At 72.0% G+C, this 12554-nt stretch carries 11 protein-coding genes; 10 read left to right on the top strand and 1 reads right to left on the bottom strand.

What is annotated here, in order from left to right; translation table 11 throughout:
* Positions 1-2 precede the first annotated feature (2 nt).
* Entirely contained in the window at positions 3-1208 is a 1206-nt protein-coding gene (locus OG927_RS12670; protein ID WP_330320172.1) for an MFS transporter, read from the bottom strand.
* 83 nt (positions 1209-1291) lie between these two features.
* Between OG927_RS12670 and OG927_RS12665 the strand changes: the two genes are divergently transcribed.
* The 10 genes from OG927_RS12665 to OG927_RS12620 all read left to right on the top strand — a co-directional run bounded on the left by OG927_RS12665 (position 1292) and on the right by OG927_RS12620 (position 12468).
* Positions 1292-2266 (top strand): LysR family transcriptional regulator, encoded by a 975-nt coding sequence (locus tag OG927_RS12665; protein ID WP_124282163.1) that lies wholly within the window; start codon positions 1292-1294, stop codon positions 2264-2266.
* A 166-nt stretch (positions 2267-2432) separates the two neighbouring features.
* Positions 2433-3086, top strand: coding sequence for a hypothetical protein (locus OG927_RS12660; RefSeq protein ID WP_056798629.1), 654 nt, complete (start codon positions 2433-2435; stop codon positions 3084-3086).
* Between the two features lie 70 nt (positions 3087-3156).
* Positions 3157-5286 carry a glycosyltransferase gene (locus tag OG927_RS12655; RefSeq protein WP_206431847.1) on the top strand — a complete coding sequence of 710 codons (2130 nt, stop codon included), beginning with the start codon at positions 3157-3159 and terminating at the stop codon, positions 5284-5286.
* Positions 5283-6749, top strand: a complete 1467-nt coding sequence (locus tag OG927_RS12650; RefSeq protein WP_330320171.1) for an acyltransferase family protein — start codon at positions 5283-5285, stop codon at positions 6747-6749. The genes OG927_RS12655 and OG927_RS12650 overlap by 4 nt, the downstream gene beginning before the upstream one ends.
* A 152-nt stretch (positions 6750-6901) precedes the next feature.
* On the top strand, positions 6902-8233 hold the full coding sequence (locus tag OG927_RS12645; protein ID WP_056798615.1) for a nitrate/nitrite transporter: 1332 nt from the start codon (positions 6902-6904) through the stop codon (positions 8231-8233).
* A 130-nt stretch (positions 8234-8363) separates the two neighbouring features.
* Positions 8364-9506, top strand: coding sequence for a uroporphyrinogen-III synthase (locus tag OG927_RS12640; RefSeq protein ID WP_330320170.1), 1143 nt, complete (start codon positions 8364-8366; stop codon positions 9504-9506).
* Positions 9507-9526: 20 nt separating this feature from the next.
* Positions 9527-10090 (top strand): GNAT family N-acetyltransferase, encoded by a 564-nt coding sequence (locus tag OG927_RS12635; protein WP_209470403.1) that lies wholly within the window; start codon positions 9527-9529, stop codon positions 10088-10090.
* 190 nt (positions 10091-10280) lie between these two features.
* Positions 10281-10871, top strand: coding sequence for a CGNR zinc finger domain-containing protein (locus tag OG927_RS12630; protein ID WP_124282168.1), 591 nt, complete (start codon positions 10281-10283; stop codon positions 10869-10871).
* Between the two features lie 146 nt (positions 10872-11017).
* A complete protein-coding gene (locus tag OG927_RS12625) occupies positions 11018-11605 on the top strand; it encodes a sigma-70 family RNA polymerase sigma factor (protein ID WP_056798600.1) in 588 nt (195 codons plus the stop codon).
* On the top strand, positions 11602-12468 hold the full coding sequence (locus OG927_RS12620) for an anti-sigma factor family protein (protein WP_209470405.1): 867 nt from the start codon (positions 11602-11604) through the stop codon (positions 12466-12468). The genes OG927_RS12625 and OG927_RS12620 overlap by 4 nt, the downstream gene beginning before the upstream one ends.
* Positions 12469-12554 lie beyond the last annotated feature (86 nt).

Here is a 12554-nt window from a genome sequence, read left to right as displayed (position 1 = left end):
ATTCAGGCCCTGCGCGTGCCTGCCGCTGCCACGACCATGGCCACGGCCGCCGCGCACATCGGCGCCACGTATCCGGTCACCGTCCCGGAGTGCTCCACCAGCCAGCCGCCGGCCGCCGAGCCCACGGCTATCCCGCCCAGCAGTGCGGTGACCGCGAGCGTCATGCCCTCGTTGAGCTGCGCCTGCGGGGTGAGGCGCTGCACCAGCGTCATGCCCGTGACCATGGTGGGCGCCGTGGCCGCACCGGCGAGCAGCAGGCAGCCCGCCAGGACGAGCAGGGAACCGGTCGTGGCCGCGGCGATCAGCGGGAGGGACATCAGGGCGGTCATCCCCACGAGGCAGAGCAGCAGCCGGCGCCGGACGTCCGCGGCGGGGCGCAGCGACCCGTACAGCAGTCCGGCCACGCAGGACCCACCCGCCTGGAGGGCGAGGATCGCACCGCCGGCGTGGGCGATCGAGGCGACCTCCATGGCGCCGAACACCGCGCCCGTCGCGAGGAAGGCGGCGAGCAGGGCGGGCATGCCGGGGGTCCGCAGGGGTGAGGCTGCGCGGGTGCGGGGCGCCACCGGCGGCTCGGTCGCCCGTTGCGCGGCGAAGATCAGGACGCCGGTCATCAGGAGGATCGCGCCGGTGAGGGTGCCGGCCTCCGGGAACAGTGCCCCGCACAGGGTGGCGGCCAGGACCGGGCCGAGCATGAAGCACAGTTCGTCGACGGCCTGCTCGAAGGAGTTCGCGGTGTGCAGGGCCGCCGGGTCGCCCCGGTGCAGATGGGCCCACCGGGCCCGGGACATACCGCCGGTGTTCGGGGTGGTGGCTGTGGCCGCGTACGCGGCGAAGAGCGTCCAGACCGGCGCCTCGTAGTGCACGCAGAGCAGCAGGGCGAGCGAGCCGAGCACGGCGAGCGCGGTGGCGGGCACGGCGATCCGGGCCTGGCCGTACCGGTCGACGAGCCGTGCCGTCCAGGGGGCGACCACGGCGGTCGCGGCGAGCCCGGTGGCGGTGACGGCGCCGGCGAGGGCGTACGAGCCGTGGGCGCCGGCGATCATGATGACGGCGCTGACGCTGAACATCCCCATCGGCAGCCGGGCGAGGAGATTGCCCGCGGTGAAGGCGCGGGCGCCGGGAGTGGCGAGCAGCCTGCGGTACGGGTTGCCCGCAGATGTTCCACCGGGGGCGGTGGTGGGGGCGAGAGCGGTTTCATGGGACACGGGCCAAGCTTCGGGGGGAGGGGCCCGGACCGTCCAACACCTTCTGCGTACCGATTCACGCACCCCTGTTGTAAATTCGGCGCGTGCCCTCCTCCTCCGACATCGATCCCCGGCTCCTGCGCGCTTTCGCCGCCGTGGCCGAGGAACTGCACTTCACCCGGGCCGCGGCCGGGCTCTACGTCGCGCAGCAGGCGCTGAGCCGGGACATCCGCCGGCTGGAGCGCGAGCTCGGCAGGGAACTCTTCGTGCGTACGACCCGGCAGGTGTCGCTCACACCGGACGGGGAGCGGCTCCTCCCGTACGCCCGGCAGGTGCTCGACGCGCACACCGAGCTGGCCGCCGCCTTCGCCGACCCCGCCGCCCGCCCACTGCTAGTCGACCTCAACACCGACGGGATGACCGCGGCCCGGGTCCTGGCGAGGGCGCGGGAGCTCGCACCGGAGTGCGAGCTGATGGCACGTTTCGAGAGCGGACTGACCTGGGCGGCCGGCGAGGTGCTCGCGGGCCGCCTCGACGTCTCCTTCGGGCGGGCCGCCGGACTCGACCCCGCCGTGCTGGCCCGGCTCTCGGTACAGCCCGTGCGGTACGAACCGATGGCCGTCCTGCTGCCGCACGATCATCCGCTGGCCGGGCGCGAGGTCGTCGCCATGGCCGACCTGTCCGGGGAAACCGTCTACGCGGGGGCAGGCAATGCGCGCACGCGGGAGTGGACCGATCTTGCCGCACAGCTGTTCGCCGAGTGGGGCATCGTGCTGGCTCCACCCGCTCCGCTGGCCGTGGGCGTGGCCGAATTCCAACGGGTGATGGCGAAGTCCGGGAACCCGGTACTGGCCGTCGTGGACTTCGTTCCGCTTCCCGGGACGGTGGTCCGCCCCTTGGTGCGACCGGTGCCGTTGTCCCCGCTCATGATGGTGTGGCGGACCGGGCCGGACCATCCCGGTCTGGCCGCGCTGCGCGCCGCGGTGCGCGAACTAGCTGCGGCGCAAGGATGGATGCAACGGCCATCTGGATCATGGCTGCCCGAAACCGATGCGTCACGCATGTGTCACCGTTCATGAGACGGACGTGCCATGGGGGCCTGTCGGGCGCGGTCGTGCGCTACATTCGACATTCCGGGTGCACGGGGACATGGCGCGTTCGAACGGGGTGGGGGCCCTGTTCGATGGCAAGGATCCAGTCATTTTCGCGCACCTGTTTCATTGAGTGGGGGATGTGCGAACACCTGTGGACAATTGGCGTGAAGGTACCCGTACAGGGCACACGCATGAGCCGAACGACGTCACCGTCGAGCTGGACGGCCTCGGTCGGCAGCTGACCGAGCTACCCGTGGAACCCGGCCCTCCGGACCCCTCCGACGGCCCGGTCTTCGTCGACGAGAGCGGTCGCCGCAGCAAGACGTACCGGCGTCTGGGCTGGGTCCTCGCCGCCATCTGCGCCGTCTACGCGGCGACGCTGGTGGTCGCCGTGCTCGGCGGGAACTCCAGCGCACCCTGGCTGCCCCTCTCCGGGCAGGAGGAGAAGCAGGCCGGCGACATCGAGGTACGGCCCGGGCCGACGGACGCCGACGAGGTGCCCGAGAGCCCCGGGGCCACACCCGCCGCCTCTGCCTCCGTCCCGGCCGCAGGCAGTGCCGCACCCCCGTCCGCCGGCGTCTCGGCAGCGGCCCCGGCCCCGTCCGGTGCGTCCGTGTCCGCCTCGGCCTCCGCGACGCCCTCCAGGGGTGCCGGCGCCACACAGCCCGATCCCGGCGCGTCGGTGCCCGAACCGCCGGCCGGCAGCCCCTCGCCGTCGGTGGACACCGGCGGCCCGGTCGTGGTGAGTCCGTCCCCGTCCGAGGAACCTCCGGTTCCGCCGGTGGAAGAAGAAGGCGCTCCGTAAGATGACAATCCCCGTCCAGCGGGGCAGGCACAACCGTAGGAAGAAGCGGACCGTCAGGCGCAGGCTTCCGATGCGCTACCTGCTTCCTTCACTCCTCCTCGTCGCCCTGCTCGCCATGCTGATGCTGCGCGGATACGTGCACAGCGAAATCCTCGCCGACCACCGCATTCAGGCCCCGGCACCCACCACACAGGTGCCCGCCGACGTGCTCGACGGCGGTCCGGTCATAGACGCCCGCAAGGCCGGAGAGCCGGCCAAGACGCTCCGGATACCCGACCACAAGATCGTCCTGACCTTCGACGACGGCCCGGACCCGGTCTGGACCCCGCGGGTCCTGGACGAGCTCAAGAAGCACGACGCGCACGGCGTCTTCTTCGTCACCGGGACCATGGCCTCGCGCTACCCGGGCCTCGTGAAGCGCATGGTCGACGAGGGGCACGAGATCGGGCTCCACACGTTCAACCACCCCGACCTGTCCTTCCAGTCCACCAGCCGCATCGACTGGGAGCTCTCCCAGAACCAGCTCGTGCTGGCGGGCGCGGCGGGCATCCGCACGTCCCTCTTCCGCCCGCCCTACTCCTCGTTCTCCGACGCCATGGACAACAAGTCCTGGCCGGTCACGCAGTACATCGGCAGCCGTGGCTACCTCACCGTCGTGAACAACACCGACAGTGAGGACTGGAAGCGCCCCGGTGTCCGCGCCATCCTGGAGCGGGCCACGCCCAAGGGCGGCAAGGGCGCCATCATCCTGATGCACGACTCCGGCGGCGACCGGTCCCAGACCGTGGCCGCCCTGGGCAGGTTCCTCCCGCAGATGCAGGAGGAGGGCTACGAGTTCACCCACCTCACGGCGGCCCTCGGCGCCCCCAGCGCGCACACCCCGGTCACCGGGTTCGCGCTCTGGAAGGGGAAGGCGTTCGTCTTCGCCGTGGACATCTCCGAGCGGATCACCGGTGTGCTGGTGGTCGGTCTCGCGGTGATCGGCGCCCTGGTGCTCGTCCGCTTCGGGCTGATGCTGCTGCTCTCCTTCCTGCACGCCAGGAAGGTCCGCCGCAAGGACTTCAGCTGGGGCGAGCCGTTCACCCGCCCGGTGACGGTCCTGGTCCCCGCGTACAACGAGCGCGAGTGCATTGAGGCCACCGTCCGGTCCCTGGTGGCCAGCGACTACCCGATCGAGGTCATCGTCATCGACGACGGCTCGACGGACGGTACGGCCGACCTCGTCGACGCGATGTGGATCCCGAACGTCCGTGTCGTCCGCCAGCAGAACGCGGGCAAGCCCGCAGCGCTGAACAACGGCATCGCGAACGCCCGCTACGACATCGTCGTGATGATGGACGGCGACACGGTGTTCGAACCCTCCACCGTGCGCGAGCTCGTCCAGCCCTTCGCCGACCCCCGGGTCGGGGCGGTCGCGGGCAACGCCAAGGTCGGCAACCGCGACTCGCTGATCGGCGCCTGGCAGCACATCGAGTACGTGATGGGCTTCAACCTCGACCGCCGGATGTACGACCTCCTGGGCTGCATGCCCACCATCCCCGGAGCGGTCGGCGCCTTCCGCCGGGAGGCGCTGGACCGGATCGGCGGCATGAGCGAGGACACCCTCGCCGAGGACACCGACGTCACCATGGGGCTGCACCGCGACGGATGGCGCGTCGTCTACGCGGAGGACGCCCGGGCGTGGACCGAGGCCCCGGAGTCCGTGCAGCAGCTGTGGTCGCAGCGCTACCGGTGGTCGTACGGCACCATGCAGGCCATCTGGAAGCACCGCCGCGCCGTGATCGAGCGCGGGCCCTCGGGCCGCTTCGGACGTGTCGGACTGCCGTTCGTCTCCCTGTTCATGGTGGTCGCCCCGCTGCTGGCCCCCCTCATCGACGTCTTCCTGCTGTACGGACTGGTCTTCGGCCCGACGGGCAAGACCGTCGCCGCCTGGTTCGGCGTCCTGATGGTGCAGGCCGTCTGCGCCGCGTACGCGTTCCGGCTCGACCGGGAGCGCATGACCCACCTGATCTCCCTGCCGCTCCAGCAGATCCTCTACCGGCAGCTGATGTACGTCGTGCTGCTCCAGTCCTGGATCACCGCTCTCACCGGTGGCCGGCTGCGCTGGCAGAAGCTGCGCCGTACGGGCGTGGTCGAGGCGCCGGGCGGGACACCGAACCGGCGCAAGGACGCGGAGAAGGACCGGAGGCCGGTCGCATGACCTACCCGAATCAGCCCCGGCATGACGGCCACGACGGCACCCGGCCTCCGCAGAGCGGCACCCGGCCTCCGCACGACGGCACCTGGATGCCGGAGAGCGGCGCCCTCCCCGGACGGGGGAGCGCATACCCGGAACAGGACGGCACGTACGCGGGCCGGACCGGCGCGCCTCCGGCGCAGGACGGCCCGTCCCCGGTGCGGGAGGACGCCGCTGCGGGACGGGGCGGCCCGTACCCGGCGTACGCCGGAACCCTCCCCGGGCAGACCCGGACCGCCCCGGACATCGCCGCCGGCACCACCGCCCCTCCTGCGGCGCCGGAAGCCCCCGTGCCCCCCGCCCGGCCGGGGCGGGACCGCTATCTCGACCTCCTCCGGGCCGTCGCGCTCGTCCGCGTCGTCTTCTTCCACCTCTTCGGCTGGGCCTGGCTGACCGTCCTCTTCCCGTCCATGGGCGTGATGTTCGCCCTGGCCGGTTCGCTGATGGCCCGATCGCTGGCGCGCCCCGCGGGCGGCGTGATCCGTGGCCGGCTGCGCAGGCTGCTCCCTCCGATGTGGGCGTTCTCGCTCCTCGTCGTGCCGGTGATGTTCGCGCTGAGCTGGAAGCCCGTCCGGGAGGAGGGGCTGTGGTGGTTCGTCAAGATCGGCTGCTACCTCTTCCCCATCGGCTCCCCGCCGTACCCCGAGGAGAGCGGCTCGACCGGCGGATGGCTGGAGCTGACCTGGGCGGACCAGGCGGTGGGACCGCTCTGGTACATCCGGGCCTACCTCTGGTTCGTGCTCGCCTCGCCCCTGCTGCTCAGGGCCTTCCGCAGGCTGCCGTGGGTGACGCTCCTGGCGCCGATCGGCCTCACGGCCGTGATCGGAACGGGCCTGGTGACCGTGGACGGAATGCTCGGCGACGGGCTCGTCGACTTCGCGGTGTTCGGTTCCTGCTGGATCCTGGGCTTCGCCCACAACGACGGGCTGCTCAAGGAGATCCCGCGCTATCTGGCGGTGTCGTCCGCCGCGATCGTCATGGGCTTCGGCCTGTGGTGGGCGTCCGGCCACCTCACCGAGGAGGGCTGGAACCTGGACGAGATCCCGCTCGCCCAGGCCACCTGGTCCCTCGGCTTCTGCGCGATCCTGCTGATCTACGCCCCGTCCTGGCAGAAGCTCCCCGGGAAGCTCGCCGGGTGGGACGGTCTGATCACCCTGGCCAACAACCGGGCCGTGACGATCTACCTCTGGCACAACCTGCTGCTGATGGCGGCCGCCCAGCTCGTCGACGAGCTGTGGACGATCCCGTGGTTCGGCGACGCGTTCGGCTCGTACATCGAGAAGTCGTACGACGCGCTCGTCCTGATCGCGATCTGGCCGCTGATAGGACTGGCGATCCTGGCGTTCGGCTGGGTCGAGGACACCGCGGCCAAGCGCCGGCCGCGCCTGTGGCCCAACGGGGCGGACCGGCGCGGCAAGCGGGCCTGAGCCCGGCGGGGGCGCGGCGGAGCTCCGGCTCACCGCGCCCCCGGCGGCCGAGTGAGAGCAAGGTTGCGCACCGGTCACCTCGCGGCACCGCACCGAAACGCGCGTTCCCTAGCGTCGGCGGCACAACACCCCGACCCCTGTGGAGGCGCGTGATGGCCGGTCGTTGGATCGAGCAGTGGGAGCCGGAGGACGAGACCTTCTGGCGCGAGTCGGGCGAGCGCGTGGCCCGGCGGAACCTGTGGTTCTCCGTGCTCTCGGAGCACATCGGATTCTCCATCTGGTCCCTGTGGTCCGTGATGGTGCTGTTCATGGGACCGGAGTACGGGATCGACCCGGCCGGGAAGTTCTTCCTGATCTCCACGGCCACCCTGGTCGGTGCCGTCGTCCGGGTGCCGTACACCTTCGCGGTCGCGCTGTTCGGCGGGCGCAACTGGACCGTGATCAGCGCACTGACGCTGCTGGTGCCGACCGTCGCCGCCCTCGTGGTGATGGAGCCCGGGACCTCGTACACCACGTTCCTCGTCGTCGCCGGGCTCACCGGTATCGGCGGCGGCAACTTCGCCTCGTCGATGACGAACATCAACGCGTTCTTCCCGCTGCGCAAGAAGGGCTGGGCGCTCGGGCTGAACGCGGGCGGCGGCAACATCGGGGTGCCGGTCGTGCAGCTCGTCGGCCTGTTGGTGATCGGTACGGCCGGTGCCGCGTACCCGCGGATCGTGCTCGGGGTCTACATACCCCTGATCATCGTCGCCGCGCTCTGCGCGGCCTTCCGCATGGACAACCTCCGGCCCGTCCAGAACGACACCGGGGCCGCGCTCCAGGCCGTACGCGATCCGCACACCTGGATCATGTCGGTGCTCTACATCGGCACCTTCGGCTCGTTCATCGGCTACAGCTTCGCCTTCGGCCTCGTCCTGCAGACGCAGTTCGGCCGCACCCCGCTGCAGGCCGCCTCGCTCACCTTCATCGGTCCGCTGCTCGGCTCCCTGATCCGGCCCGCGGGCGGCTGGCTCGCCGACCGGTACGGCGGCGCCCGGATCACGCTGTGGAACTTCGCGGCGATGGCCGCCGCGACCGGTGTCGTCGTATACGCCTCGGGGATCGAGTCGCTCGGTGTCTTCCTCGTCGGATTCATCGCGCTGTTCGTGCTGACGGGACTCGGCAACGGCTCGACGTTCAAGATGATCCCCGGCATCTTCCACGCCAAGGCGATCAGCAAGGGTCTGCGCGGCGAGGAGGCGGCGGCCTACGGGCGCCGGCTGTCCGGCGCGGCCATGGGCCTCATCGGGGCGGTCGGAGCACTCGGCGGCCTCGCGATCAACCTCGCCTTCCGCCAGTCCTTCGCGACCTCGGGCACCGGGACGGCCGCCTTCTGGACCTTCCTGGCCTTCTACGCCGTCTGCTTCACCGTCACCTGGTCGGTATACCTTCGCCGGACCGCGGCCGTGTCGGCGAAGCCCCAGCTCAGCTATGCCGAGGTGTGAGGATGACCACCGGGCGTCATGTGACGTAACGGGCGGGAAATATGAGTGAACCGAGTCTGTCACGCAGGGTTGGCAGTCTCGGTCCTCCGCACCATCGAGCAGCAGCGGGACGAGAGCCGGGTATCACGCCATGCACGACGACGAACAGCACGGGCCCCTCGCGGGCTTCACGGTCGGGGTGACCGCAGCCCGTCGCGCGGAGGAGCTCGGGACGCTCCTCCGGCGCCGGGGCGCCGCAGTGCTGCACGCACCCGCGCTGCGGATCGTTCCGCTCGCGGACGACAGCGAACTGCTCGCCGCCACCAAGGAACTGATCGACGACGCACCCGACGTCGTGATCGCCACCACCGCCATCGGCTTCAGGGGCTGGGTGGAGGCCGCCGACGGCTGGGGCATCGGGGACCGGCTCCTGGACCTGTTGCGCGGGGTCGAGCTCCTCGCCCGCGGCCCGAAGGTCAAGGGCTCCATCCGGGCCGCCGGACTCACGGAGGCCTGGTCTCCCGGGTCCGAATCGATGGCCGAGGTCCTGGACCGGCTGCTCGGCGAGGGGGTCGACGGCCGCCGGATCGCTCTCCAGCTGCACGGCGAACCACTGCCCGGCTTCGTCGAGTCGCTCCGTGAGGCGGGCGCCGAGGTCGTCGGCGTACCGGTCTACCGCTGGATGCCGCCCGAGGACATCGCTCCGCTCGACCGGATGCTGGACGTCACGGTCGCCCGCGGCCTGGACGCGGTCACCTTCACCAGTGCCCCCGCCGCCGCCTCGTACCTGAACCGTGCCGAGGCCCGCGGACTCCTCCCCGAGGTGCTGTCCGCCCTGCGCCACGACGTCGTCACGGCCTGCGTGGGGCCCGTCACCGCCCTGCCCCTGCAGGCCCGGGGCATCGACACCGTCCAGCCGGAGCGCTTCCGGCTCGGCCCGCTCGTCCAGCTGCTCTGCGCCCAGCTGCCGGCCCGTGCCCGTACGCTCCCGGTCGCCGGACACCTGGTCGAGATCCGCGGTCACGCCGTCCTGGTCGACGGTGCCCTGCGCCCCGTGCCGCCCGCCGGAATGGCCCTGCTGCACACCCTGGCCCGCAGGCCGGGCTGGGTGGTGTCGCGCGCCGATCTGCTGCGGGCCCTGCCCGGCAGCGGGACGGACGAGCACGCGGTGGAGACGGCGATGGCCCGGCTGCGCACGGCGCTGGGCGCGCCGAGGCTGATCCAGACCGTCGTCAAGCGCGGCTACCGGCTGGCGCTGGACCCGTCGGCGGACACCAAGTACGTCGATTCCTGAGCGGTCGGTACCGTGCGGGGATGATCAATGACATCCGTCCGTTGGCCGCCGGTGTCCGGCTGAGGCCCGCGACGCTCGGCGACGCCGGGTCCTTCGCCGAGGCCCTGACCCGGAGCCGTGCGTACATGCGCCGCTGGGAACCCGTGCGGCCCGAGGCCTTCTACACTCCGCAGGGCCAGGCCCAGCGCCTGGCCGGGCTGCTGGCGGACCGGGACGCCGGGCGTGCCATGCCCTGGGTGCTGGCCGACGACGAGGACCGGGTGGTGGGGGCGATGACGCTCGCCTCGATCGAGCGCGGGCCGTTCCGCAACGCCCGGCTCGGCTACTGGATCGACGTCGAGCGGGCGGGCCGGGGTCTGGCGACCGCCGCCGTCGGCCGGGTCTGCGAGGCGGCGCGGGACGGGCTCGGACTGCACCGGGTGGAGGCCGCGACGGTCGTGGACAACACGGCCTCGCAACGGGTCCTGACGAAGGCCGGGTTCGAGCAGATCGGCACGGCGCCGCGCTACCTCCACATCGACGGTGCGTGGCAGGACCACCGGATGTTCCAGCGGATCCTGCACGACGGCCCGCCGCACAGCTGAGCGGCCCGCGGCGCGAGGGGCGCGTCCGGGCCCGTGCCGCAGGCGCGGCTCCGCGGGGGGCTGCTCCGTCGTTCCTGCGGGCAGGCCACGGCGGTGTCCCGGGCGGCAGGAGGGGTTCCGGGGCGGCCCGGGGACGGGCACTCTGGTGGCGGTGACTTCCTACCGGTGACCCCGAGGCGGTGGCAGGCTCATGGCGGCGGGCACGGGCTCGTACGGCCGGCGGTTCGACTCCGGTCGGATCTGCCTGGACCTGGTGGCGACGGCCGCGGGGGTCTCCGGTGCCTGCGAGCAACTGGACGGCCCCGCACGGCTCGCCGAGTGGCTGGTGGCGTCGCGGCTGGTCCCGGAGGGGACGCCGCTGACGTCCGTGGACGACACCTGGGTGGCGCGCTTCCGGCAGTTGCGTACGGGCATCGACCGGCTGATGACGGCGGAGCTGTCCGGAGGCCGCGCCGACGGAGCCCTGGAAGGCGTCAACACCCGTGCGGCCGGAGCGACTCCGGGCCTGCGGGCGGTACGGGGGAAGGGCGGCGTGCTCGTACGGGTGCTGAGTGAGGAACCCGCGTGCGGGGCGCTGCTGGCCGCGGTGGCCAGGGACGCGGTGGAGCTGCTGACGGACCCGGTGGCCCGGGCCGGGCTGCGTCGTTGCGAGGGCGACGCCTGCCGACGGCTCTACCTGGACACGTCGCGGGGGCGCCGGCGGCGCTGGTGTTCCAGCGAGGTCTGCGGCAACCGGGAGCGGGTGGCCCGGCACCGCCGCCGGGTGAAGGCCGTCACCTGACCGCCGGGCGCCGTCCGGCCGCGCGCGTGACCGCGGTGCGCCGCCGTCCGGCCGCGCGAAAAAGTTCCGCGTCCGTTGAATGATCCTCCGGCGGGGCCCGTATCGATGGTCACAGAGCTCGACAGGGTCTCGACCGGGAGGTTCGGGTGCGCAAGGATGCGGCCGTGGCCGATGACCGTCCGCACAGGGCTCGACATCGCAGTGAACCGCCCCGCTCCGCCTCCGACGTCCCCGACGAGGAGCTGATGCGGGCGCTCTACCGCGAACATGCCGGTCCTTTGCTGGCCTACGTGCTCCGACTCGTCGCGGGTGACCGCCAGCGGGCCGAGGACGTGGTGCAGGAAACGCTCATCCGTGCCTGGAAGAACGCCGGTTCGCTCAATCGGGCGACCGGCTCCGTCCGCCCCTGGCTGGTGACGGTCGCCCGGCGCATCGTCATCGACGGCCACCGCAGCCGGCAGGCCCGGCCGCGCGAGGTCGATCCGTCGCCGCTGGAGGTCATTCCCGCGGAGGACGAGATTGACAAGGCGTTGTGGCTGATGACGCTCTCGGACGCGCTCGACGATTTGACCCCGGCTCACCGGGAAGCATTGGTCGAGACCTACTTCAAGGGCCGTACGGTCAACGAGGCCGCCGAGGTGCTCGGCGTACCCAGCGGGACCGTGCGGTCCCGGGTGTTCTACGCACTCCGTTCCATGAAGCTCGCACTCGAAGAGAGGGGGATCACGGCATGAGCGACCACGAGTGGCTGCCCTTCGGGCCCCGGCCGACCGGTGCCCGCGGCCCCTCGGGACCCCCGGGCCCCACCCCCGGTCCCTTCGACTTCCCCCGGGAAGGGCCGGAGCACGACGCGGCCGGTGCGTACGTCCTGGGCATCCTCGACGACGCCGAGGCGAGCGCCTTCGAGGCGCACCTGGCGGGCTGTGCGCTGTGCAGCGCCCACCTCGACGAGTTCGCCGGGATGGAACCCATGCTGGCGATGCTCGCGGAGGCCCCCGCGGCCGACCCGGGCGGCCGCCCCGTCCCGCACGTCCCGGAGCGCCCCGCGCCCCGGCTGCTCTCCGGTCTGGTCGACGAGGTCGCCCGGAAGCGGGCGCAGCGGCGGAGGCGCGGCAGGCTGCTCCTCGCGGCGGCGGCGGTCCTCGTGATCGGCGGCCCGGTGATCGCGGTCGTCGCCACGGCGGACGGGAAGCCGGCCGCCCGGGTCCAGGCCGCCGACCCGCACCCGACGAGTCCCGCCGAGGACGCCTTCTTCCACCACATGACCGAGAAGGTGCGGGCGACGGACCCCACCACCCGGGTCGGCGCGACGGTCGGCCTGGAGCCGAAGGCATGGGGCACGCACACGGTCCTGGAGCTGACGAACGTCAAGGGCCCGCAGAAGTGCAGCCTGATCGCCGTCTCCCGGACCGGTGAGGAGGAGGTCGTCACCTCCTGGTCCGTGCCGACCTGGGGTTACGGGATCGAGGGCTCCTCACGCGAGAGTGCGAAGAACCCGCTGTACGTGCACGGCGGTACGGCGATGGCCCGTGATGACATCGACCACTTCGAGGTCCGGACCTTCGACGGCGAGCGGCTGGTGGAGATCGATGCCTGACCTGGATCCTCCGTTCGGATCGGCCCGGCACGATCCGAACGAAGGCCCCGGAAGGCAATCGGGGCGGCAGGTGCGCGAGGGGCCCC

The organism is Streptomyces clavifer (assembly GCF_036345975.1).
Taxonomy (GTDB): Bacteria; Actinomycetota; Actinomycetes; order Streptomycetales; family Streptomycetaceae; genus Streptomyces; species Streptomyces clavifer.
Note: the sequence above shows the minus strand (reverse complement) of the source record. Positions and strands in the feature narration are given on the sequence as shown.